Here is a 23,571-nt window from a genome sequence, read left to right as displayed (position 1 = left end):
CGAGGCGGTGTGGAAGAAGCCCTGAGCGGGTGAGCCCCGGACCGCCGTGAGCGCCATCTCGCTGCGCGGCGTCGTCAAGCGGTTTGCCGGCGTCGTCGCCGTGGACGGTGCCACCGTCGATGTCGCCGACGGCGAGCTGTTCACGCTGCTCGGACCCTCGGGCTGCGGCAAGACCACGCTCTTGCGGCTGATCGCCGGGTTCTACACGCCCGACAGCGGCGAGATCTGGTTCGGCCCTCGGCGGGTGGACGGCATGCCGGCGCACGCCCGCAACATCGGGATGGTCTTCCAGAACTACGCCCTGTGGCCCCACATGACGGTGCGCGCGAACATCACCTACGGGCTCCGGCTGCGCCGGCGGCCTGACGCCGAGATCGAGCGCCGCCTGGCCGACGTCTTGAGCAAGGTCAACCTGGTGGGGCTGGAGGCCCGCTATCCGGGCCAGCTGTCGGGAGGTCAGCAGCAGAGGGTGGCCCTGGCCCGCGCGCTCGTGCTCAACCCCGAAATTCTCCTCCTCGACGAACCGCTTTCCAACCTGGACGCCAAGATCCGCATGCACGTGCGCACCGAGATCCGGCGTCTGCAGCGCGAGCTCGGGATCACTACGGTGTACGTCACCCACGACCAGGAGGAAGCGCTATCGCTGTCGGATCGCGTGGCCGTCATGCGGCAGGGCGTAATCCTACAGATCGCGGCCCCCAAAGAGCTCTACGAGCGGCCGGGCACACGCTTCGTGGCGGATTTCGTGGGGGTGAACAACTTCATCGCCGGCATCTGCCGGGAGGTGGCGGACGGCCGGGTCGTCGTGGAGACGACGCTCGGGGCGCTGCGCGGACGCCCGGGCGGCACAGTGGGGCCGGGCCAGCGCTGCGTGCTGGCGGTGCGCCCCGAGAACATCGCCCTGCACCCGGGGCCCGAGAATGCCTGTCCGGGTCGCGTCGTGCTCGCCTCCTATCTGGGCAGCACCCTCCGCTACGACGTAGAGACCACGGCGGGCCCGCTCCTCAAGGTCGACGTGCGCGACCCCTGGCACCACGAAGTGCTGGCGCCCGGCGCGCCGGTCACGCTGTCCTTTCCGTCCTCGACGGCCTTGACGCTGGCCGATGACTGACGGCGTCGCCGCCGCCGCGCGGCCGGGCGGGCGCGTGGCCCTCGCGCCCGCCCTCGGCGTCGCCGCCATCTGGCTCTTCTTGCTGCTGTTCCTGGTCTATCCGTTGCTGCGGATCTTCTGGGATGCCTTTACGGACGAGGCCGGCCGCCTGACCGTCGGCCATTTCGTGGAGTTCGCCGGCGACGCATTCTACCGGCGCTCGCTCGTCAACTCGCTGCTGCTGGGCGTGGGAACGGTGGCCGCCACCTCGGCCCTGGGCGTCACGATCGCGTTTCTGCTCGTCCGCTACGATTTCGTCGGCCGCAGCCTGTTCAGCTATCTGACGCTGATCCCCATCATCTCGCCGCCCCTGGTGGGAGTGCTCGGCGTCACCTTCATCCTGGGCCGGGCCGGCACCGTGAACGTGCTCCTGATGGACTGGCTGGGGGTCGCCCGCCCGTTCAACTTCATCTATGGCCTCCATGGCGTGATGCTGGTGGAGGCCTTGCACCTGTTCCCCATGATCACGCTCAACGTCGTCGACGCCCTGGCCAAGATCGATCCTGCGCTGGAAGAGGCGGCCGAGAGCGTCGGCGCCCGTGGCTGGCGCAAGCTGCGCACGATCACGCTGCCGCTGACGACGCCGGGGTACGTGGCCGGGGCTCTGCTCGTCTTCATCTGGACGTTCTCGGATTTCGCCACCCCGCTCGTGCTGGGCGTCCACGACCTGCTGGCCGCGCAGGCCTATCTCAACATCGTGCAGTTCGTGGACCGGCGCCTCTTCCGGATGGGCATCGTGATCTCGGCCCTCATGGTCGTGCTGGCCGTGGTGTTCCTCGTCGCGGCCCGGCGCTACGTCGCCATCAAAGACTACTCGTCGCTGGCGTACTCCCGCGTGGCCCGCCGCCGGTTGTCGGGTGCCGGACAGGCGGCGGTGGTGTTGTTCTTGTCGCTGGTGATGCTGGCCTCGTTCATTCCCTACCTCGGCGTGGTCCTGGCCTCCGTCGGCCGGGGCTGGTCGCTCACGCCGTTCCCGGAGCAGTACACGCTGCAGTACTTCGAGCGGGTCATCGTGGAGACACCGAAGTACATCGTGAACACGTTTCTCTACGCCGGCCTGGCCGTAGCCCTGTGCATCGCGGTGGGCGTGCCCATCGCCTGGCTACTGGCTCGAACCCGGGTGCCCGGGCGCGACATGCTAGACGGCCTGAACACCCTGATCCTGGCCATTCCTGGGACGGCCATCGGCATCGCCTACATCCGGGCGTTCCACGTCCCGTTGCCCGGTCTCGAGCGCGGTCTCACCAGCTACTGGATCATCCTGCCCCTCATTCTCGCGGTCCGGCGGTTGCCGTACACCGTGCGCGGCTCGTACGCCTCGCTGTTGCTGGTGCATCGTTCGATGGAGGAAGCGGCGGCCAGCGTGGGCGCGGGGGGCGTGCGCACGTTCCGGGACATCACGCTGCCCCTCATCTGGCGCGGGGTCCTGGTCGGCTCCCTGTTCTCCTTCATGACGTCGCTGCAGGAGGCCTCCGCCGTGCTCTTCCTCTCGCTGGGCGGTTGGGAAACGATGACGGTCGGTATCTTCTCCTTCTACATCGCCGGAAGCGCCAACGAGGCCGCCGCGCTGGGCGTCATTCTGATCGTGGTGGCGGCCGTGACGCTGGTGCTCATCAACCGCATCGCCGGCGCGCGCATGGGGGGCATGTTCGGTTGAGGGCGGTTGTACGGTACCCGCGTGTGTCCGATGTCGGAAATCGACACGGAATCAGTAGCTTGCCTCGTCTTGTCCATCTGGTGCCGATGTGCTAGTGTCCTTCTTCACATGGCGTCGGGGCCCGAGCCGGCCTGGAAGTCCGTCGGCGAGCTGGCCTCGATCGGCGTGGCTCTGGTGCTGGCGACCGTGATCGGCCTGGGCACCGGCTACTACGCCGACCGGTGGCTGGGCACAAGCCCGTGGTTGACACTCGTGGGACTGGGGCTGGGAATCGCTGCGGGCTTCGTCACCCTCTTTCGCTCGGTCAAGAGCGCGGAGCGGAACCTCAAGGACGATGCGTGAGCTGAGAGCGCGCGTGATGTGGGCCAGCGCGATCACGACCGCGGTGCTGGCCGGCCTCGCGTACGGGCTGGTCGGTGTCGAGGCCGGGCTGGGAATAGCGTCAGCCGGCGTGCTGACCGGTGTGAACTTCTGGTGGCTCGTGCACCACGCCGGCATCGTGGCCGGTCCCGGCGCGGCGTCCCGCCGGGTCGTCTGGGCCGCCACCGCCGGCGTGCGCTTCCTCGTCCTGCTGGCCGGGCTCGTCGTCCTCCTGGCCTCGGGAATGGTGCACCCGGTCGGGTTCCTGGTGGGGCTGGCGATCGTGCCCGGCACGGTCATCGTCCTGGGCCTGCGCGCCGCCGGCCGCGCCGAGGTCGTGTGATGGGAGCGATCGAACACCCTCCGATCCTCCGGCTGGCCCCCATCCCGGACCACGTGACGTACACGTGGCTGGTGATGCTCGTGCTCGCGGTGGTCGCGTTCACCGCCTCCCGGCGGGTGGCGCTCGTCCCCCGCGGCCTGCAGAACTTCATGGAGGTGGTGCTGGAGCAGTTCCAGGGCATGATCGACGACGTCATCGGTCCAGCCGGGCGCCAGTACCTGCCCCTCATCGCGACCCTGGGACTCTTCATCCTGACCGGCAATCTGATCTCACTCGTGCCGGGCCTGGCCGGGCCGACCGCGAACCTCAACACCACGGCCGCCTGCGCGCTCATCGTCTTCGTCGCCTACCATTACATCGGGATCCGGACGCAAGGGCTGCTGACCTACCTGAACCACTTCACCGGACCGATGCCCTGGTCGCTGGGAATGGCGCCCATCAAGCTGCTGATGATCCCCATCGAGATCATCAGCCATCTGGCCCGGCCCCTGTCGCTGTCGCTCCGTCTCTTCGGCAATATGACGGGCGGTCACATTCTCCTCGCGATCATCTTCTTCCTCATGGGGCTGGACGGGCTGCTGGGTTGGGCCCTGTCGGGCGGCGCCGCGGCGGTGGTCGTGGGCGGGCTGGGCAGCCTGGTCATGATCGTCTTCACCGTCGGCTTCCTGTTCCCGCTCAAGATCCTGGTGTCGTTCCTGCAGGCATTCATCTTCGTCATGCTGACCATGCTGTATATCGCCGGCGCCACCGAGCACGCCGAGCATCACGCGGAGCACCCCTAAGCCACAAGGAGGGTCAGTTCGTGCGACGTTCACTGGTTGTCGCAGGCATGGCAGTACTCGCGATCCCCGGCCTGGCGATGGCCCAGGCGCCCGCCGGCGGAGAAGGCGGCGGCTGGGTCGGGCCGTTCGCGGTCCTGGCCGCCGGGCTCGGCATGGCGTTCGCCGCCGGCCTCTGCGGCCTGGGGCAGGGGCGCGCGATTGCGTCGGCTGTCGAAGCCATGGCCCGTCAGCCAGGCGCGGCGGCGCGCATTCAGACCGCGATGATCATCGGTCTGGCCCTGATCGAGTCGCTGGCCATCTACACGCTGGTCATCGCCATCATCCTGTTGTTCGTTCAGCCGATCAGGTAGAGAGCCCGAGCGGGCGGGCGCGGAGTAGCGCGCCCGCCCCGACGCGCTAGCCCATGCCCCGGCGCTCAGCCTACCGGCCGCCCAAGATTCCCGAGATGACGATCCGCCGCCTGTCCGTCTACACGCGTTGCCTGCTCCAGCTCGAGGAGGACGGCGTCAAGACGATCTCGTCCCAGGACCTGGCCGAGCGCTTCAACCTGAACTCCGCGCAGGTCCGTAAAGACCTGGCCTACTTTGGCGAGTTCGGCGTCCGGGGCATCGGCTACTACGTCTCCGGGTTGAAAGCCGAGCTGCAGCGGATTCTGGGCCTGGACCGGGAGTGGCCGGTGGCCCTGGTGGGCCTGGGCAATCTCGGCTCGGCCCTCTTCCACTACCGTGGGTTCAGCCGTCAGGGCTTCCGCATCGTGGCCGTGTTCGACGACGACCCGGCCAAGTATCACCGGGAGGTCAGCGGCGTCCCGGTCTTCCCGGCCCGCGACCTCGCTCGGGAGGTGCGGGCCCGCTCCATCCAGATCGGGATCGTCGCGGTGCCGGCCGAGACCGCGCAAGCCGTGGCCGATCAGCTGGTGACGGCCGGGATCAAAGCTGTGCTCAACTTCGCGCCGACCCGGATCCGGGTGCCGCGGGACGTCCGTCTCAAGGACGTGGATCTCTCCATCGAGCTGGAGACGCTGTCGTTTTACCTGGCCCGCGGTTCGCGGTAGCGTAGTGCGGTAGCGTAGTAAAAGGACGCCCAGCGGACGATCAGCACGGTCGTCGGGACTCTGATCGGGCGAGCGATCAACAGCCGCCGGTGATTCCGGCGGGGCATGGGCGGGCGACAGCCCGGGTGCCCATGCCCTGTCCAACAACATGCTTGAACAGTGGCCGTCCTTCGAAGCTCTGGCGAAAGCCTTTGCCGCGGGACACCCTTGCCTACGCGTGGCCGGCCTCACCGGGGCCGTCCGGCCGCTGGTGGTGACCGAGCTGCTGCAGGCTACCCCGCGCGCGGCCCTGGTACTGGCCGCCTCGCTGCCCGAGGCTCGCTCGTGGGCTCAAGACCTGAGGTTCTTCGGCGCCCCGGCCGTGGAATTTCCCGAGCGCGAACCCCGCCTTTGGCGTGGGGGCCGCCAGCGGGAAGCCGATGCCGAGCGGGCGCTCATCTGCCGGCGGCTGCTTTCCGGCGAGCCTCTGGTCGTCGTCGCCACTGCGGCCGCTTTCGCGGTGCCCTTGCCCGCCCCCGGCGCCTTCAGCGCCGCCACACTGCGCTTGTCGGTCGGCGACAGCCTCGATCGTGAGCTGCTCCTGGAGGCCCTGGCCTCCGCCGGGTACGAGCGGGTCGACACGGTGGTCGAGGTGGGGCAGTGGAGCCTGCGGGGCGGCATCGTGGACGTCTTCGCCCCGACGCATCCGGCCCCGGCCCGCCTGGAGTTCTTCGGGGACGAGATAGAGTCGATCCGGCTGTTCGACCCGACGTCCCAGCGCTCGCACGCAGCCCTCGACGAGCTGGTCGTGCTGCCGCTCGAGGGCGCCGCCGACGGCTCCGCCCCCGACCCGGCCGATCTGATCGCCTACCTGCCGGCGACCGCCGCCGTCGTCATCGATAGCCCTCGGGTGCTCGACGAGGTCGCCGCGGAGACTCCGGATCAGCCGCCGCTCGGGGAGCGGCTGGCCCCGCGGCAGCGCGTCGAGCTGGAGCTGGTGCCCGGCGCCTCCGGCCCACCCGGGTTCACGCTGGAGACCGAGAGCGTCGGCCGCTACTCGGGGCGGTTCGCTCAGCTTGCCGAGGAGATCCGCGGGTGGCGGCGCGAGGGCTTCCGGGTGCGACTGGTCGCCGCCGATGGCCACCAGGCCGAGCACCTGCGCCAGATCCTCCGCGAGCACGGGCTGGAGGCCGCGGACGCGGCGGGGTTGGGGACGGCGGACGGCCTGGCCGTCGTCGTGGGCGAGTGCTCCAGCGGCTTCGCCATCCCTGCCCTGGGGCTCATCGTGCTCACCGAGGCGGAGATGTTCGGCGCCCGGCGCCGCACGCTCCGGCGGCCCCGATACCAGCGGGGATCCCCCATCACCGCCTTCACCGATCTCGCCGTCGGCGACCTGGTCGTTCACGACGACCACGGGATCGGACGCTACCTCGGCCTGCGCACCATGCACGTAGGCGATCGCGATGGCGACTATCTGCTCCTGGAGTACGCGGACGGCAACCAGCTCTACCTCCCGGTGGAGCGGCTGGATCTCATCTCCAAGTACCTCGGCGGTGACGCGACCGCCGCCCGTCTGGACCGGCTGGGCGGCGCCTCCTGGCAGCGCGTCAAAGAATCGGTGCGGGCCGCGCTCCGCGAGATGGCGGAAGAGCTGCTGAGGCTCTACGCCCGCCGCGCCGTGGCGGAGGGCCATGGGTTCGCCGGCGATACGGCCTGGCAGCGGGAGTTCGAGGCGGCCTTCCGCTTCGAGGAAACGGCCGACCAGCTGCGGGCTATCGCCGACGTCAAGCAGGACATGGAATCGAACCGTCCCATGGATCGTCTGGTCGCGGGCGACGTCGGGTACGGTAAGACGGAGGTGGCGCTGCGCGCCGCCTTCAAGGCGGTGGCGGACGGTATGCAGGTGGCGGTGCTCGTCCCCACCACGGTCCTGGCCCAGCAACACTGGGCGACCTTCGCCGAGCGCTTCACCGCCTTCCCGGCGCGGGTCGAGCTGCTGTCGCGCTTCCGGTCTCCGGCCGAGCAGAAGGCCGTGGTGGAGGGGCTTCGGGCCGGCACCGTCGACGTCGTCATCGGGACCCATCGCCTCCTGTCCGGGGATGTCGCCTTCAAGCGTCTGGGACTGCTCATCGTCGACGAGGAGCACCGGTTCGGCGTGGCCCACAAGGAACGCCTGAAGCAATTCCGGGCGGCGGTGGACGTGCTCGCCCTCACGGCCACGCCCATTCCCCGCACCCTCTACATGTCCCTCTCGGGCGCCCGGGACATGTCGGTGATCGAGACGCCACCGCTGGACCGCCTGCCCGTGGAGACCATGATTCGCCGCTTCGACAAGGCGGTGATCCGGGAGGCGGTGGAGCGGGAGCTGCGGCGCGGTGGCCAGGTCTTCTTCGTGCACAACCGGGTCCAGTCCCTGCCCTCGATGGCACGCTTGCTGAGCGAGCTCGTGCCCGACGCGCGGCTGGTGATGGCCCACGGCCAGATGCGGGAGCGGGAGCTGGAAGCAGCCATGGTGAAGTACGTCAGCGGTCAGGCCGATGTGCTCGTCTCGACCGCCATCATCGAGTCGGGCCTCGACATCCCCGCCTCCAACACCATCATCGTGAACCGGGCCGATCGTTTCGGGCTGGCCCAGCTCTACCAGCTCCGCGGGCGGGTCGGCCGCGAGCGCCAGCAGGCCTTCTGCTACCTGCTCATCCCCGCCGACGGCCGGGTCGACGAGCAGGCCCAGCGGCGGCTCCGGGTGCTCCAGGAGCTCACCGACCTGGGCTCGGGCTTCAAGCTGGCCCTGCGCGACCTGGAGATCCGCGGCGCCGGCAATCTGCTGGGAGCCCAGCAGCACGGGCACATCGCCGCCGTGGGCTTCGATCTTTATTCGAAGCTCCTGGCGGAAGCCGTGCGAGAATTGAAAGGCGAACCGACTGCCGCGACCGTCGAGCCGGTCGTGAGCGTGAACGTCGAAGGCTTCTTACCAGAGGACTATGTCTCCGAGGTCAACCAGCGGCTGGCACTCTACAAGCGTCTTGCTGGCGCTCACACCGAGGAGGAAGTGGGCGACCTCGCCGCCGAGCTGGCCGACCGCTTCGGCCCCCTGCCGCCGCCGGCCGAGCAGCTGCTCGACATCGTCCGGATCCGGGTCGCCGCCCGGGGCTTGCACGTGGAGCGCATCGAGGCCGGTGAGGGCCGGGCGCTCGTCACGTTCGCCCCGTCCACCCGGCTCGACCCGGAGCGCCTCGTGGGGGTCATCCAGCGCAGCCGGGGACGGCTACAGATGAAGCGGGAGTTCACGCTGGAGGCCGTCATCGACCGCGGGGGCTGGCCGGCCGTCCGGGACTCGCTGTTGGCCCTGCTCGGGGAGCTCGCTCGCGCATGACGGCCCTTCTCGCGCTGGCCGTGGCCGCGCTCCTGCTGAGTGGTTGCGGGACCGCCAGCACCACCGCGGCCCCGGAGCCGGCCCCACCACCCGCGGCGGTCGCCCCGCCGAAGGCGCCGGAGCCGGCGGCGCCCCGGAGCGCCGAGGCGTCCGACGTGACCGATCGCATCGTGGCCGTGGTGAACAACGACGCGATCACGCTGGGCGAGGTCCAGGAGACCGTGATGTCCTACCGCCAGGAGAACCGCGGCCGGGTGACGGGCTCCGACGAAGAGCTCGCCCGCCAGTTCCTGACCCGGCTCATCGAGACGCGACTGCAGCTGCAGGAAGCCGACCGGGAGAAGATCTTCGTCGATGACAGCGAGGTGGACGAAGAGCTGTCCGAGCGGATGAAGCGGTTCGGGGCCACGAACCAGGCCCAGATCGAGACCCTGGTCAGGGAGCAGGGGCTGAGCCTCGACGCCGTCCGCAAGCGCGTGCGCGAAACTGTGCGCATCGCCAAGGTGATCCGCCGCAAGGTGACCCTCCGGATCTCGGTGACCGAACAGGAGATCGACCGGTATCTGGCCGACAATCGGGCCAAGCTGGAGACGGGTCTCCCGTATCATGCCCGGCACATCCTGATCACCCCGGCCGACGCCTCCGAGGCCGCCTGGGAGGCGGCCCGCATCCGAGCGGAGATGATCCGCGAGCAGCTGGCCGCCGGGGCGGACTTCGCGGAGCTGGCCCGGCAGCATTCGCGCGATGCCAGCGCCAGGGATGGCGGGGACCTGGGCACCCTCAAGCGCGGGGAGCTGGCGGCGGAGATCGAAGCGCGGATCCTCGCGCTGGGCGAGGGTCAAGACTCCGCCCCGTACCGCTCCGCCCTGGGCTATCACCTCTTCCGCCTGGAGAGCAAGCAGACCCTGGAAGGGGAGGCCCTTCAGCGCATCCGGCAGCAGGCCCGGGAGATCCTGTTCCGGCAGAAGTACGAGGCCAGGCTCGAGGAGTGGCTCAAGGAGGTGAAGCAACGGGCGATCGTGGAGGTCCGGATGTGAACACGTCGAGCAAGAAATTCGTTGACACTTTGACGCAGTGGTGCGAGGATCATGTGGGAATTACCATCCAGCCCTGCAGAAACCTGCGTCCCGTTCAACCACTTAACGCCATGGCGGCGGTCAACGCCGTCCCCGGAGCCGTTTGATGAGCGCCCGCCGAGATAGAGTCCAGGGGAATTCGACGACCGAGACAGCCCAGAGCGGCAATGGCCTGAACCTGTCCGAGCTGAAGGAGAAGACCATCGCCGACCTGAGCACGATCGCCCGTGAGATGAACGTCCAGAACACGGGCGGCCTGAGGAAGCAGGAGCTGATCTTCAAGATCCTGCAGGCGCAGGCCGAGAAGGACGGCCTGATCTATGCCGAAGGGGTCCTGGAAGTCCTGCCCGACGGCTTCGGGTTTCTCCGCGCGCCCGACTACAATTACCTGCCCGGCCCGGACGACATCTACGTCTCCCCGTCACAGATCCGCCGCTTCGATCTGCGCACCGGCGATACGGTCTCCGGCCAGGTGCGTCCGCCCAAGGATTCCGAACGGTATTTCGCCCTGCTCAAGGTCGAGGCCATCAATTTCGAATCCCCCGAGCAGAGCCGGGACAAGATCTTCTTCGACAACCTCACGCCGCTCTACCCCATGGAGCGGCTGCGGCTGGAGCACGACGCCGAGAATCTGACCACCCGGGTGATGGATCTATTGACGCCGATCGGCAAGGGGCAGCGCGGCCTCATCGTGGCCGCTCCCCGGACCGGCAAGACCATGATGCTGCAGTCGATCGCTCACGCCATCGCCAAGAATCACCCGGAGGTCTACCTCATCGTGCTGCTCATCGACGAGCGGCCCGAAGAAGTGACCGACATGCAGCGCACCGTGAAGGGGGAGGTCATCTCCTCGACGTTCGACGAGCCGCCCCAGCGCCACATCCAGGTGGCCGACATGGTCATCGAAAAGGCCAAGCGACTGGTCGAGCACAAGCGCGACGTCGTGATCCTGCTGGACTCGCTGACGCGCTTCGCCCGGGCCCACAACGCCATCATTCCCTCCTCGGGCAAGGTGCTGTCGGGGGGTCTCGACGCCAACGCCCTGCAGCGCCCGCGGCGCTTCTTCGCGACCGCCCGCAACATCGAGGAGGGTGGCTCCCTCACCATCATGGCGACCGCCATCGTGGATACCGGCAGCCGCATGGACGACGTCATCTTCGAGGAGTTCAAGGGCACCGGCAACATGGAGGTGCATCTCGACCGCCGCCTGATGGACAAGCGGATCTTCCCGACCATCAACATCGAGCAGTCCGGGACCCGCAAGGAAGAGCTGTTGCTGGAGAAGGACGAGTTGCAGAAGGTCTGGCTGCTCCGCAAGGCCCTCTCCCAGCTCAACCCCGTGGAGGCGATGGAGCTCCTGCTGGACAAGCTCAAGCTGACCCGCACCAACAAGGAGTTCCTCAGCTCGATGCATACGATGGGGTAGGCCCGCCGGCCGCCACCCGGCTTTGGTGATCCGCCAGGGGGGTGGTATGCTTGGGCGTTCTAAGGAGGTAGGCCGTGAAGGCTGGCATTCATCCGGAGTACGTCGAGACCACGATCACGTGCGCCTGCGGGGAGGTCATTCACACCCGCTCCACCAGGGCCGACATCCGCGTGGAGATCTGCTCCAAGTGCCATCCTTTCTATACCGGCAAACAGAAGATCGTGGACACCGCGGGCCGGGTCGAGCGCTTCCAGCGCAAGTACAAGCGACAGGCTGCGCCGACCAGCTGAGCGCTCGGCCGAGCCGGCGTCGGGCCGGGTGAGCCACGATGCTGTTTGACAAGCTTCGTCAGATCGAGGAGCGCTCGGAGGAGTTGTCCCGCGCGCTCGCCGACCCCCGTCTCTACGGTAATCCCACCGAGTTGGCCCGTCTGCGGAAGGAACACGCCGAGACCGCCGAGATCGTCGAGCATTTTCAGCGGTATCGCGAGATCCTGCGCCGCCTGGGCGAGGCCCGCCACCTGCTCGCCGAGGACAGCGACCGCGAGCTCCAGGCCCTGGCCCAGGCCGAGATCGAGGAGCTGAGCCGCCAGCAGGCCGACCTGGAGGGCGAGCTGACGCGGCTCCTCGTCCCCCGGGACCCCAACGACGCCAAGAACGTCTTCCTCGAGATCCGGGCCGGCGCCGGCGGCGACGAAGCCGCGCTCTTCGCCGCCGATCTGGCGCGGATGTACACGAAGTACGCCGAGCGCCTGCGCTGGAAGGTCGAGGTGATGGATTCGAGCCCGACCGGTGTCGGAGGACTCAAGGAGATCATCCTCTTCGTCCAGGGGCGGGGCGCCTGGAGCCGGCTCAAGTACGAGCGTGGCGTCCACCGGGTGCAACGCGTGCCGGTCACGGAGTCGGCCGGGCGGATCCACACCTCCACGGTGACGGTGGCGGTCCTGCTGGAGGCCGAGGATGTCGAGGTGAAGATCGACGAGAAGGATCTGAAGGTCGACGTCTATCGCTCCTCGGGGCCCGGCGGCCAGGGAGTCAACACCACCGACTCGGCCGTCCGCATCACCCACCTGCCCACCGGGCTGGTGGTGACCTGCCAGGATGAGCGGTCGCAGATCAAGAACCGGGCGAAGGCCCTGCGCGTCCTCAAGGCCCGTCTGCTGGAGCGCGCGCAGCAGGAGCAGCAGGCGGCGATCGCCGCCGACCGGCGCAGCCAGGTGGGCACCGGTGAGCGCAGCGAGCGGATCCGGACCTACAACTTTCCCCAGGCCCGTGTCACCGACCACCGGATCGGGCTGACCTTGCATCGGCTGGGCGCCGTGCTGGAGGGCGACCTCGACGAGCTCATCGACGCGCTGGCGGCGGCCGAGCATGCCGAGCGGCTGGAGCGGGTGTCGTCGTGACCGGCGCGACGGTGGCGCAGGTGCTGCACACGGCGGCGACGCGGCTGGCCGCTGCGGGGGTCGACACGCCACGCGCGGACGCCGAATGGCTGCTGGCCGGCCTGCTCGGCGCTCGCCGTGGCGACCTCGGGCTGCTCCTGAGTCAGCAGCCCGACGCCGGCCTGCTCGCGCGGTACGAGGCGGCGGTCGAGCGGCGCCGGCGCCGTGAGCCGCTGCAGCGCATCCTGGGCTGGGAGAGTTTCCGCGGGCTGTGCCTGCGCCTGAGTCCCGACGTCCTGGTCCCCCGGCCGGAGACCGAAGTCCTGGTCGACCTCGCCCTGGGTCTGCTGCCGCCGCCCCGGGCCGGCCGGCGCCCGGTCGTCGTCGACGTCGGCACCGGCTCGGGATGCGTCGCCGCCGCCATCGCCGCCGAGCGCGGAGACGTGCTGGTGGTCGCCACCGACACGGCGGTGGCCGCCCTGCGGGTCGCCCGCGACAACGCCCGCGGGCTGGGCCTGAGCCGGGTCCTGCCGGCCGCCGTCGACGTGCTGGCGGCAGTGGGGCCTGGGGTGGCCGATCTGATCGTCTCCAACCCGCCGTACCTGCCCACGGGTCTGCTCGCCGGCCTGGCGCCCGAAGTCCGGGATCACGACCCGCGAATGGCGCTGGACGGTGGCGACGACGGCCTCGTGGTTCTGGCCGGGCTGCTCCTGGAGGCCAGGCGCGTCCTTCGCCCGGGAGGCGGGCTCGTGGTCGAGTCGGCCGGAGGCGACCAGGCCGAGACGGTGCGGCGGCTGGCGGAGGACGCCGGCCTGGTCGATGCCGCGGTTCACCGCGACCTCGCCGGCGTCGCCCGCTTCATCTCCGCCCGTTCCGTATGGTCCGAAGCCCCCCTCCGGGTGTCCTGATGCCGGCCCGACTGGCGATCGAGGGAGGTATCCCGCTGAGAGGCTCGGTCTCCGTCAGCGCCGCGAAGAATGCCGCGCTGCCGGCCCTGGCGGCCGGGCTGCTCACCGCGGAACCGCTCACCTTTCCCAACGTCCCCGATCTCCAGGACGTCCACACCATGGTGCGCCTGCTGCAGACGCTGGGGGCCTCCGTGGATCGGCTGGGGTCCCGGGCCCGTGTCCGGGTCCCGCACGTCAGCAGCGACGTCGCCGCCTACGACCTGGTCTCCACGATGCGCGCCTCCGTGCTCGTCCTGGGCCCCCTGGTGGCCCGTCACGGCTCCGCCCGCGTCGCCCTGCCCGGGGGGTGCGCCATCGGGGTGCGTCCCATCGACCAGCACCTCAAGGGGCTGGCCAAGCTCGGGGCCGAGATCGCCATCGAGAACGGCTACGTGGTGGCGCGGGCCAGCCGGCTCAAGGGGGGGCGCATCGCCACCGATCTGGTGACGGTCACGGGCACCGAGAACCTCATGATGGCGGCCACCCTGGCCCAGGGCACGACGGTCATCGAGAATGCCGCCCGGGAACCGGAGGTGGTCGATCTCGCGCGCCTGCTCCAGGCCATGGGGGCGCACATCGACGGGGCGGGAACTCCCCGCATCGAGATCGAGGGCGTGTCGGACCTGGGCGGCGCATTGCACTCGATCATTCCCGATCGCGTCGAAGCGGGGACGTTGCTCGTCGCGGCCGCCGTCACCGCCGGGGACGTGCTGGTGTCCGGGCTGGTTCCCGATCACATCACCGCCGTGCTGGCCAAGCTGGAGGAGTGCGGCGTGACCCTCGAGATCGGGGCGGACCGCATCCGCGTGCGCGGCCCCGAGCGGCCGCGCCCGGCCGATATCACCACCAGCCCGTTCCCGGGCTTCCCCACTGACATGCAGGCTCAGCTGATGACCTTGCTGGGCCTGGCCGACGGGCAGTCTCGCATCACCGAGACGATCTTCGAGAACCGCTTCATGCACGCCGCCGAGCTGGTGCGCATGGGCGCCCGGATCGAGACGGAAGGCTCCACGGCCATCATCCGGGGCGTGCCCTCCTACCAGGGCGCCCCGGTGATGGCGTCCGACCTGCGGGCCTCGGCCGCCCTGGTCCTGGCCGGGCTGGCCGCCGGCGGGCGGACCGAGGTCTCCCGCGTCTATCACCTGGACCGCGGCTACGAGCGGCTGGAGGTGAAGCTGCGCGGGCTGGGCGCCCGCATCGAGCGCTGGCCGTGAAGGAGCGACTCACCCTGGCCCTGCCCAAGGGGCGGCTGCTGGACGGGGCGCTGGCGCTCCTGCGCGAGCTGGGCGTGGATGGCATCGACGCCGAGTCGCGACGGCTGATCTTCAGCGACCCGCGCCGGGGCCTCCGGCTGCTCTTCCTCAAGCCGGCCGACATTCCGGCCTATGTCACCTACGGCGCCGCCGACCTCGGCATCGTCGGCAAGGACATCCTGCTCGAGCAGGAGCCCGACGTCTACGAGCCGCTCGACCTTGGCTTCGGCTTCTGTCGGCTGGTGGTGGCCGAGCCGCGCGAGCTGTGGGAGCGCGACGATCCCGCCAAATGGTCGTGGGTTCGCGTCGCCACCAAGTACCCGAGGATGACCGAGCGGTACTTCTCGGAGCATGGCGTGCAGGTGGAGATCGTGCGCCTGGACGGGTCGATCGAGCTCGCTCCCCTCGTGGGACTGGCCGAGCGCATCGTCGATCTCGTGCAGTCCGGGGAAACGCTGCGGGCCAACGGGCTCGTCGAAGTGGCCGAGATCGCGCGCTCCACCGCCCGGGTGATCGTCAACCGGGCGTCGATGAAGACGGAGTACGCGGCCGTCACCGAGCTTCTCGACGAGCTGCGCGGGCGTGCGGCGGCCCCGCCGGCCACTCGGGGCTCCCGACGATGATTCGCACGCTCGACGCCCGCCGTCTGGGCCTGGCCGCCGTGGCGCGCGAGCTGGCGCGGCCGCCGGCGGCCGTCGATCCGGCCATCCCCCGGGCGGTCGACGACATCCTGTGCGCCGTTCGCGAGCGCGGCGACGCGGCGCTCCTGGAGCTCACCGCGCGGTTCGACGGGCTGGCCGTGTCCACGGCGGCGGCGCTGGCCATTCCGCCGGAGGAGCTGGAGGCCGCCGAGCGGGCCCTCGAGCCGTCCGTGCGCGCCGCGCTCCTGTATGCCGCCGAGCGCATCGAGCGCTACCACGCGGCGGCCCTGCCCAAGACCTGGCGGATCACCGACGAGCACGGCTCGATTCTGGGCCAGGAGGTCAGGGCGCTGGACCGGGTGGGGATCTACGTGCCCGGCGGTCGCGCCGCCTATCCATCGACGGTGCTGATGACGGCCGTGCCTGCCCGCGTCGCCGGCGTGCCCGAGATCGTCCTGGTCAGCCCGCCCGGGCGTGCCGGGAACGTGGACCCCACCGTGCTGGCCGCCGCGCGCGTCGCCGGGGTCACCGAGGCCTGGCGGGTGGGAGGGGCTCAGGCCATCGCGGCGCTCGCCTACGGCACGAGGACCATCCGGAAGGTCGACAAAGTGGTGGGACCCGGCAACGTCTACGTGGCCCTGGCCAAGGCCAGGGTGTACGGAGACGTAGGCATCGACATGGTCGCGGGACCCAGCGAGGTGCTCGTGATCGCCGACGCGTATGCCGATCCCGAGTGGATCGCCGCCGACCTGTTGGCCCAGGCCGAGCACGACCCCATGGCCCGGGCCGTGCTCGTGACCGATGCTGCCGACCTGGCGCCCCGCGTCGTGGGGGCGCTCGCCGCCCAGCTCGAACGCCTCGCCCGCAAGGAGATCGCTGGCCCAGCCCTGCAGGGGCACGGCGCCCTCGTCCTGGTCAGCACGCTCGAAGAGGCGGCGGATCTGGCCAACCTGCTGGCGCCCGAGCACCTGGAGCTGCTGGTGCGCGTCCCGCAAGCGCTGTTGCCGCGCGTGCGCCACGCCGGCGCCATCTTCGTGGGCGGCCGGACGCCGGAGGTCGTCGGCGACTACGTCGCCGGCCCCAGTCACGTCCTGCCCACGGCAGGCACCGCCCGTTTCTCCTCGCCGCTCGGGGTGGAGGACTTCGTCAAGCGGTCGAGCGTCATCGAGTACTCGAGCGCGGGCCTGCAGGCCGCCCTTCCACATCTGCGCGCCCTGGCGGACATCGAAGGCCTGGGCGGCCACCGGCGGGCCGCCGACGTCCGGGCCGGAGGAGAGAGCCGATGAGCCGAGCGGTGCGCCAGGCCCGCGTGGAACGCAAGACGAAGGAGACCGACGTGGCGATCAGCCTGAACCTCGACGGCACCGGCGCCGCCAAGGTGGGCACGCCGATCCCCTTTTTCAGCCACATGCTGGAGGCCTGGGCCAAGCACGGACTCATGGACCTGACGGTGGAGGCCAGCGGGGACGTCGAGGTAGACATCCACCACACGGTAGAGGACGTCGGCATCGTTCTGGGCCAGGCCCTGCGCGAGGCCTCCGGCGACAAGCGGGGGATCGTCCGGTACGGCACCGCGTTCGTGCCCATGGACGAGGCTCTGGTGTCGGCCGCCGTCGACATCTCCGGCCGGCCGTTCCTCGTGTTCAACGTGCCGGTGGCCCGCACCCGGGTGGCCAACTTCGACCTCGACATGCTCCAGGAGTTTTTCCGGGCCTTCGCCTTCAACGCCGAGATCACGTTGCACGTGACGATGCATTACGGCCACAACCTCCACCACATCACGGAGGCTGTGTTCAAGGCGGTGGGCCGGGCGCTGGCCGAGGCCAGCCGGATCAACCCTCGCATCGCCGACGCCGTGCCTTCGACCAAGGGGCGGTTGTGATCGTGGTAGTGCGAGCCGCAGCCGAAGGCGAGGCGAGCCTGTGATCGCGGTCATCGACTACGGTCGCGGCAACCTGGGCTCGGTGGAGAAGGCGTTCTTGAGGGTCGGGGTGCCGGCCACGATCACCCAGGACCCCCGGGTGGTCGACGAGGCCGACGCTGTCGTGCTGCCCGGCGACGGGGCGTTCCACGACGCCATGACGAACCTGGAGCAGCTGGGGCTGCGGGCCCCGTTGATGCGCGCCCTGGACGGGCGGCGGCCCTTCCTCGGCATCTGCCTGGGCTATCAGCTGCTCTTCTCGAGCAGCGAGGAGTTCGGCCAGGGCCGTGGGCTCGACATCGTGCCCGGCGTGGTCCGGCGCTTCCCGCCCGGCCGGAAGATCCCGCACATGGGCTGGAACCGTGTCTACTACGACGCCGACCTCCGACTCTTCGCGGGCATCCCCGTGGGGGCCCACTTTTACTTCGTGCACTCGTTTTACCCGGTCGTCGCCGAGGGAACCGCCGTACGGGTCGCCTGGTGCGAGTACGGCGTGCGCTTCGCCGCAGCCCTGGAGCGCGGCCGGTTCTTCGCGACGCAGTTCCACCCGGAGAAGAGCCAGCGCTGGGGGCTGCGCCTGCTGGAGAATTTCGCCGCGGTCGTGAAAGGCGGCTGATGACCGTCATTCCGGCTGTCGACATCCGGGGAGGGCTCTGCGTGCGCCTGCGCGAGGGCCGGGCCGACCAGGAAACCGTATTCTCCGAGGATCCCGCGGCCATGGCCCGCCGCTGGGTGGATCTCGGCTCCGAGCGCCTGCACGTCGTCGACCTGGACGGGGCTCTGGGCCGACCCAGGCAGTCGGACGTGGTCGCCCGGGTCATCAAAGCGGTGCCGGTGCCGGTTGCGGTCGGCGGAGGCCTCCGGGATGCCGACGCCGTGGCGGCGGCGTTCCAGGCCGGGGCCCGATGGGTGGTCCTGGGGACCAGGGCCCTCGATCCCACGTTCCTGACCACCATGTGTCAGGAGCATCCGGGGCGCATCATCGTCGCCGTCGACGGGCGCGATTCCCGGGTAGCGGTGAAGGGCTGGACCGAGGTTGCCGAGATCACCGTCATCGAGCTCGGTCGCCGGGCCCGGACGGCCGGCGCGGCGGCCCTGCTCTACACGGACGTGAGCCGGGACGGGACGGGGCAAGGCCCGAACGTGACGGCCACGGCGGCGCTGGCCGACGCCACCGGGATGCCGGTTCTCGCGTCGGGCGGCGTCTCCAACCTCGACGACCTCCTGGCTCTCGCCGCCATCCCCGGCGTCGAGGGTGCCATCGTCGGCCGCGCCCTGTACACCGGGCTCATCGATCTTCCCGCAGCACTGCACGCATTGAATTCGTGCGCGGGCTCTGCCCGCGCAATCCGAATCCTGGGGGAGGCTTCGGAGGCGGCCGTCAAGGCCCCCTCCGACTCAAGGGGGGCGAAGCCCCCCTCTGAGTAACCCATGCTGGCCAAGCGCGTCATCCCTTGCCTGGACGTCAAGGACGGCCGCGTCGTCAAGGGCGTGCGCTTCGTCGACCTCCGCGACGCCGGCGACCCGGTGGAGGCCGCGCTGGCCTATGACGCCCAGGGTGCCGACGAGCTGGTCTTCCTGGACATCACGGCCTCCCACGAGCACCGGCAGATCATGCTCGACGTCGTCGGCCGCACGGCCGAGGGGATCTACATGCCGCTGACGGTCGGCGGCGGCATCCGCGGGATCGGCGACGTGCGGGCCCTGCTGCGGGCCGGCGCCGACAAGGTGTCGCTCAACACCGCGGCCCTGCAGCGCCCCGCCCTCATCAGGGAGGCCGCCGAGCGGTTCGGCAGCCAGTGCATCGTGGTCGCCGTCGATGCGCGCCGGGTCCCGGGGGCCGGCGCGCCGCGGTGGGCGGTGTACACGCACGGCGGCCGCCGGCCGGCCGGACGCGACGCGGTCGAGTGGGCGCGCACGGCGGCCGAGCTCGGCGCCGGCGAGATCCTGTTGACGAGCATGGACCGGGACGGCACCAAGGACGGCTACGACCTCGAGCTCACACGGGCGGTGGCCGAGGCGGTGGAGGTGCCGGTGATCGCGTCGGGCGGAGCCGGCTCGCTGGAGCACCTGTACGAAGGGCTGGTCGAGGGGCGCGCGGACGCCGTGCTGGCGGCGTCGATCTTTCACTTCGGGATCCACACCGTCGCCGAGGCCAAGCGGCACCTCCGCGAGCTCGGTGTGGAGGTGCGGCTGGAGCCGTGAGCCTGGGAAACTTGAAGTTCGACGAGCACGGGCTCATCCCGGCGGTGGTCCAGGAGGCGGAGACCGGCGAGGTGCTCATGGTCGCCTGGATGAATCTGGCCGCCCTGGAAGCGACCCTGGCCACCGGTCTCACCCACTTCTGGTCGCGCTCCCGCCAGCAGCTGTGGCGCAAAGGCGAAACATCGGGCCACGCGCAGCACGTCCGCGCCCTCTACGCTGACTGCGACGGCGACACGCTGCTCGTTCAGGTGCACCAGGACGGCCAGGCCTGTCACACCGGCAACCGCACCTGCTTCTTCACCGCCGTGCGGGGCGATGCCGTGGCCGCCAACATGCTGGAGCGGCTGGAGCGGATCGTGGAGAGCCGCAAGTCAGCCCCGCGGGCCGGCTCGTACGTGAACGGGCTGTTGGCCAAAGGCGAGCCGACGATCGCCCGGAAGATCGGCGAAGAGGCGAGCGAGGTGATCACGGCGGCTCTGGGCGGCGAGGGCGATCGGCGGGTGATCGAGGAGGTCGCCGACCTATGGTTTCACACGCTGGTGCTCCTGGGGGCCCGGGGGCTTCGGCTGCGCGACGTGCTGGAGGAGCTGGCCCGGCGCCATCAGGCTCGCGCGACGCCGAGCGCCTGAACATCGGGTGCGCGTTTTCAGCGCCGGGATGGTGACGGTCAGCCTCCTGGGTGCGCTGCTGGGGACCGGCTGCGCCGGGCGCCGGATGGAGCAAGGCGTCTACCATTCCGACAAGGGCTATCGCGTGCGCATTCCCGGACCGGAATGGACTGTGGTCGACGGCAGCCGGGCCGACCTCGAGCTGAGGCCGCGGAACGGGCAGGCCGGGATGCTGGCGAATGCGACCTGCGAAGCCCAGGTCGCGCGGCGTTCGGCCAGCGTCCTGCAGCGGCAGCTGCTCTTGGGCCTGCCGGACCGGCGCCTCATCGAGGAGGAGGCCGTTCTGGTCGCCGGTCGGCCCGGGACCCGCGCCGTGGTGGAGGCGGGCGGCGACGACGCCGGCCACGTTCGCATCGAAACGGTGACGGTGAGCGATACCCGCTGCGTGTACGACCTCGCCTATGCGGCTCCCGTGGACGTCTTCGCCGAGTGGTACCGCGATTTCGGGGAGTTCGTGGCCAGCTTCACGTTGGAGCGGTGATGGAGACCTACCTGAGGCGTGCCGCCATGTGGTACGGCGGGTTGGGGCTGCTCGCCGGCGTCGTGCTGCGCAACCTGGCGCTGCCGCCCGCCTACGCCCGGCACGTCGTGGCCGAGATGGAGGTCATGGGGATACGCTCGCTCGGCGTGGCCCTGACGGCGGCCGTCTTCACCGGCATGGTGTTCGCGCTGCAGAGCGCGGCGAACATGGCTCGCTTCGGGGCCGAGAACTACGTGGGGCCGGTGACGGCCCTGGCCCTCCTGCGCGAACTCGGGCCCGTGCTCACCGCCATCCTGGTCGGGGGCAAGGTGGCCTCGGGCATCACCGCCGAGCTGGGCTCCATGAAGGTGACCGAGCAGATCGACGCGCTGCGCACCCTGGGCGTCAACTACGTCAAGCGGCTCATCGTTCCCCGAATGCTGGCCGCCCTCGTGGTGTTCCCCCTCCTCACCGTGCTGGCCGACGCGCTGGGCGTCCTCGGCGGGTTGGCCATGATGATGTTCGAGCGCGGCAGCGACCCCTACGCCTACTGGAACACGACGACGTACTGGGTCGTCCCCAAGGACTTCCTCATGGGGATCGGCAAGAGCGTCTTCTTCGGGATCATCGTCACGCTCATCGGCTGCTACAACGGCCTGGCCACCGAGGGCGGAACCGAGGGTCTGGGGCGGGCCACGACGGCCACGGTCGTCCAGGTCACCATGGGGGTCATCATCTCGGACTTCTTCCTGACCAAGCTGTTCCTCAGCCTGTTCTGGTGAACGCTGCCGTTTCGCTGGCGGAGGTCGTCGACGTGTGGAAGGCGTTCGACAGCACGCTGGTGCTGGCCGGCGTGTCACTGGAGGCGCGGCGGGGGGAGACGCTGGTGGTGATGGGCGGCAGCGGATCGGGTAAGACGGTGCTCTTGCGTCTCATCGCCGGCCTGCTCCGACCCGACCGCGGCCAGATCCGCCTGCTCGGCCGCGCCATCGAGCGGCTGTCGGAAGAACAGCTCCTCCCCATACGCCGCCGGATCGGCTTCGTCTTTCAGAACGCGGCCCTCTTCGACTCGCTGTCGGTGTTCGAGAACGTCGCCTACCCGCTGCGCGAGCACACCAGGCTTGGCGAGCCCGAGATCCGGGAGCGGGTCGCGTACTTCCTCTCCCTGGTGGGACTCAACGGCGCGGTGCTCCCGCTGCTGCCCGCCGAGCTTTCCGGCGGAATGCGAAAGCGGGTCGGCATCGCCCGGGCTCTGGTGAATCAGCCGGAGCTCATGCTGTTCGACGAGCCGACGGCGGGACTCGATCCCACGAACTCGCGGCTCGTCGCCGAGCTCATCTCGCAGGTCAGGACCGGGGTATGCGACACTGCGATCGTGGTGACGCACGACCTCGACTTGACGCGCACGGTAGCTGACCGCGTCGCCGTGCTCATCCATGGGCAGTTCGCCGCCGTGGGGCCCCGGGACGCCGTGCTCGACTCGGACGATCCCGCCGTGCAGGCCTTCCTGGCGGGCGAGGCGAGGTGAGCCGGTGAACGCCGAGCGCGGCGAGACGGCCCGGCAGCTCCGGGTGGGGATCTTCGTGATGATCGCCATCGCGGTATTCCTGGGGATGATCTATGCCCTGGGCGCGCGGACCCGGCTTTTCGAGCCCCGCTACACGATCCACGCCGAGTTCACCGAGGTCGCCGGGCTGGCCGCTGGCGCCACGGTGCGGCTGGCCGGTGTGCAGATCGGCCGGGTGGCCGAGGTCCATCTGCCGGCCCAGCCGGGCGGCAAGGTGCGGGTCGAGCTCGACATCGCCCGACAGTTCGCCGACCGTATCCGGCAGGATTCCGTGGCGCGCATCGAGACGCAGGGGCTGCTCGGAGACAAGATCGTCGAGATCACCGTGGGCACCGCCCGGGTGCCCCCGCTCGCGCCGGGCGGGACGCTGGCCGCCCGGGACCCCGCCGACATCGCCGAAGTCATGAGCAGCGGGGCCCAGACGGTGAAGAACGTGGCGGCGCTGGCCGAGAGCCTGCGCGAGACGGCGGAAAGCTTCAAGCAGGCGAAGATCGTCGAGGACGTCGCGGCGGCAGCCGCCACCGCGCGGAAAACCACCGAGCAGTTCGCCCGCATCGGCACCGAGCTGGAAAAGGGCCAGAGCTGGGCCCACGTCCTGCTCTACGAGGAGCCCCACGCCCTGCGCCGGCTGAACGAGATGCTGGCGACTACCCAGAGCGTGCTGAACCGCCTGGAGCGCGGGGAGGGCGCGGTCGGGGTGCTCACCTCGCCGCGCTCGACGGAGGCGGCGCGCAAGTTCGTCCAGGCCATGGAACGGATCGGGCGGATGTCCGATCAGGGGGAGGAGGGCCTCTTGCCGGCCCTCCTGTTCGACCCCAAGTACCGCGGTGTGCTGGAGGACCTGCGCGTGGTCGCCCGGAACTTCCGGGACGTGTCCGATCGGATCGCCGGGGGCCGCGGGACCCTGGGGAGCCTGGTCCGCGACACCGGGGGAAAGGACGACCTTCGCCTGGCGCTCGACGATCTGAAAGCCGCCACGGCGAACCTCAAGGCCATCACCACCAAGCTGAACCAGGGCGAGGGGACCCTGGGCGCGCTCATCGCCGATCCCACGGTGTACGACCGGCTGGTCACGATCCTGGACGGCGTTCAGCGCAGCTTCCTGCTCCGGTCGCTGATCCGGGGGCTCGACCGAGATCGCGACCGCAAAGAATGAAGGACCGGAGCGTCTGGCGCTGCCAGCAGTGCGGCTTCGCGAGCCCGAAGCCCGGCACGTGCCCGGACTGCAAGCGGGCGACGGGGGAGCTGATGTCGCTGGTCGAGGAGCGGGCCGCCCGTACGGCTGGCGGCGCGCGGCCGCCTCTGGCCCAGAGCCGGCCGCGGCCGTT

The 23,571-nt window shown here is 70.1% G+C and carries 25 protein-coding genes; all 25 read left to right on the top strand.

Going from position 1 to position 23,571, the window contains the following annotated elements:
* The first annotated feature begins 46 nt into the window (after window positions 1–46).
* The gene (locus VFR64_02810) at window positions 47–1,111 is read left to right on the top strand and encodes an ABC transporter ATP-binding protein (GenBank protein HET9488678.1); all 1,065 of its coding nucleotides are present in this window, start codon (window positions 47–49) and stop codon (window positions 1,109–1,111) included.
* Window positions 1,104–2,807 carry an iron ABC transporter permease gene (locus tag VFR64_02805; GenBank protein ID HET9488677.1) on the top strand — a complete coding sequence of 568 codons (1,704 nt, stop codon included), beginning with the start codon at window positions 1,104–1,106 and terminating at the stop codon, window positions 2,805–2,807. The genes VFR64_02810 and VFR64_02805 overlap by 8 nt, the downstream gene beginning before the upstream one ends.
* A gap of 108 nt (window positions 2,808–2,915) precedes the next feature.
* Entirely contained in the window at window positions 2,916–3,149 is a 234-nt protein-coding gene (locus tag VFR64_02800; protein HET9488676.1) for an AtpZ/AtpI family protein, read from the top strand.
* Window positions 3,142–3,510, top strand: coding sequence for an ATP synthase subunit I (locus VFR64_02795; protein HET9488675.1), 369 nt, complete (start codon window positions 3,142–3,144; stop codon window positions 3,508–3,510). The genes VFR64_02800 and VFR64_02795 overlap by 8 nt, the downstream gene beginning before the upstream one ends.
* A complete protein-coding gene (gene atpB / locus VFR64_02790) occupies window positions 3,510–4,292 on the top strand; it encodes a F0F1 ATP synthase subunit A (GenBank protein HET9488674.1) in 783 nt (260 codons plus the stop codon). Before VFR64_02795 ends, atpB begins: the two co-directional genes overlap by 1 nt.
* A 47-nt stretch (window positions 4,293–4,339) precedes the next feature.
* Entirely contained in the window at window positions 4,340–4,642 is a 303-nt protein-coding gene (atpE, locus tag VFR64_02785; GenBank protein HET9488673.1) for an ATP synthase F0 subunit C, read from the top strand.
* A 53-nt stretch (window positions 4,643–4,695) separates the two neighbouring features.
* On the top strand, window positions 4,696–5,346 hold the full coding sequence (locus tag VFR64_02780; GenBank protein ID HET9488672.1) for a redox-sensing transcriptional repressor Rex: 651 nt from the start codon (window positions 4,696–4,698) through the stop codon (window positions 5,344–5,346).
* Window positions 5,347–5,563: 217 nt separating this feature from the next.
* On the top strand, window positions 5,564–8,698 hold the full coding sequence (gene mfd, locus VFR64_02775) for a transcription-repair coupling factor (GenBank protein HET9488671.1): 3,135 nt from the start codon (window positions 5,564–5,566) through the stop codon (window positions 8,696–8,698).
* The gene (locus tag VFR64_02770; GenBank protein ID HET9488670.1) at window positions 8,695–9,735 is read left to right on the top strand and encodes a peptidylprolyl isomerase; all 1,041 of its coding nucleotides are present in this window, start codon (window positions 8,695–8,697) and stop codon (window positions 9,733–9,735) included. The genes mfd and VFR64_02770 overlap by 4 nt, the downstream gene beginning before the upstream one ends.
* A 211-nt stretch (window positions 9,736–9,946) precedes the next feature.
* A complete protein-coding gene (gene rho, locus VFR64_02765; protein ID HET9488669.1) occupies window positions 9,947–11,200 on the top strand; it encodes a transcription termination factor Rho in 1,254 nt (417 codons plus the stop codon).
* A 74-nt stretch (window positions 11,201–11,274) separates the two neighbouring features.
* On the top strand, window positions 11,275–11,490 hold the full coding sequence (gene rpmE / locus VFR64_02760) for a 50S ribosomal protein L31 (protein ID HET9488668.1): 216 nt from the start codon (window positions 11,275–11,277) through the stop codon (window positions 11,488–11,490).
* 41 nt (window positions 11,491–11,531) lie between these two features.
* Window positions 11,532–12,602, top strand: a complete 1,071-nt coding sequence (prfA, locus tag VFR64_02755) for a peptide chain release factor 1 (GenBank protein HET9488667.1) — start codon at window positions 11,532–11,534, stop codon at window positions 12,600–12,602.
* A complete protein-coding gene (prmC, locus tag VFR64_02750; protein HET9488666.1) occupies window positions 12,599–13,489 on the top strand; it encodes a peptide chain release factor N(5)-glutamine methyltransferase in 891 nt (296 codons plus the stop codon). Before prfA ends, prmC begins: the two co-directional genes overlap by 4 nt.
* A complete protein-coding gene (murA, locus tag VFR64_02745) occupies window positions 13,489–14,742 on the top strand; it encodes a UDP-N-acetylglucosamine 1-carboxyvinyltransferase (protein HET9488665.1) in 1,254 nt (417 codons plus the stop codon). Before prmC ends, murA begins: the two co-directional genes overlap by 1 nt.
* Window positions 14,739–15,404, top strand: coding sequence for an ATP phosphoribosyltransferase (hisG, locus tag VFR64_02740; GenBank protein HET9488664.1), 666 nt, complete (start codon window positions 14,739–14,741; stop codon window positions 15,402–15,404). Before murA ends, hisG begins: the two co-directional genes overlap by 4 nt.
* Window positions 15,401–16,708, top strand: coding sequence for a histidinol dehydrogenase (gene hisD / locus VFR64_02735; protein HET9488663.1), 1,308 nt, complete (start codon window positions 15,401–15,403; stop codon window positions 16,706–16,708). The genes hisG and hisD overlap by 4 nt, the downstream gene beginning before the upstream one ends.
* Entirely contained in the window at window positions 16,705–17,304 is a 600-nt protein-coding gene (hisB, locus tag VFR64_02730; GenBank protein HET9488662.1) for an imidazoleglycerol-phosphate dehydratase HisB, read from the top strand. The genes hisD and hisB overlap by 4 nt, the downstream gene beginning before the upstream one ends.
* A 40-nt stretch (window positions 17,305–17,344) precedes the next feature.
* Entirely contained in the window at window positions 17,345–17,959 is a 615-nt protein-coding gene (gene hisH / locus VFR64_02725; protein HET9488661.1) for an imidazole glycerol phosphate synthase subunit HisH, read from the top strand.
* Window positions 17,959–18,771, top strand: coding sequence for a HisA/HisF-related TIM barrel protein (locus VFR64_02720; protein ID HET9488660.1), 813 nt, complete (start codon window positions 17,959–17,961; stop codon window positions 18,769–18,771). Before hisH ends, VFR64_02720 begins: the two co-directional genes overlap by 1 nt.
* Before the next feature lie 3 nt (window positions 18,772–18,774).
* Entirely contained in the window at window positions 18,775–19,548 is a 774-nt protein-coding gene (gene hisF, locus VFR64_02715) for an imidazole glycerol phosphate synthase subunit HisF (protein HET9488659.1), read from the top strand.
* A complete protein-coding gene (gene hisIE, locus VFR64_02710; protein HET9488658.1) occupies window positions 19,545–20,177 on the top strand; it encodes a bifunctional phosphoribosyl-AMP cyclohydrolase/phosphoribosyl-ATP diphosphatase HisIE in 633 nt (210 codons plus the stop codon). The genes hisF and hisIE overlap by 4 nt, the downstream gene beginning before the upstream one ends.
* 28 nt (window positions 20,178–20,205) lie before the next feature.
* Complete coding sequence (locus VFR64_02705; GenBank protein HET9488657.1) at window positions 20,206–20,697, top strand: hypothetical protein; 492 nt, start codon at window positions 20,206–20,208, stop codon at window positions 20,695–20,697.
* Window positions 20,697–21,458: an ABC transporter permease gene (locus VFR64_02700; protein HET9488656.1), complete on the top strand. Its 762-nt coding sequence runs from the start codon at window positions 20,697–20,699 to the stop codon at window positions 21,456–21,458. Before VFR64_02705 ends, VFR64_02700 begins: the two co-directional genes overlap by 1 nt.
* Window positions 21,455–22,204: an ATP-binding cassette domain-containing protein gene (locus VFR64_02695; GenBank protein HET9488655.1), complete on the top strand. Its 750-nt coding sequence runs from the start codon at window positions 21,455–21,457 to the stop codon at window positions 22,202–22,204. The genes VFR64_02700 and VFR64_02695 overlap by 4 nt, the downstream gene beginning before the upstream one ends.
* Window positions 22,205–22,208: 4 nt before the next feature.
* Window positions 22,209–23,399 carry an MlaD family protein gene (locus tag VFR64_02690; GenBank protein ID HET9488654.1) on the top strand — a complete coding sequence of 397 codons (1,191 nt, stop codon included), beginning with the start codon at window positions 22,209–22,211 and terminating at the stop codon, window positions 23,397–23,399.
* Window positions 23,400–23,571: the final 172 nt, after the last annotated feature.

Source organism: Candidatus Methylomirabilota bacterium, from assembly GCA_035709005.1.
In the GTDB taxonomy this organism is placed as follows: domain Bacteria; phylum Methylomirabilota; class Methylomirabilia; order Rokubacteriales; family CSP1-6; genus 40CM-4-69-5.
The sequence above is the reverse complement of the archived record's forward strand: the minus strand, read 5'-3'. Positions and strand labels throughout refer to the sequence as shown.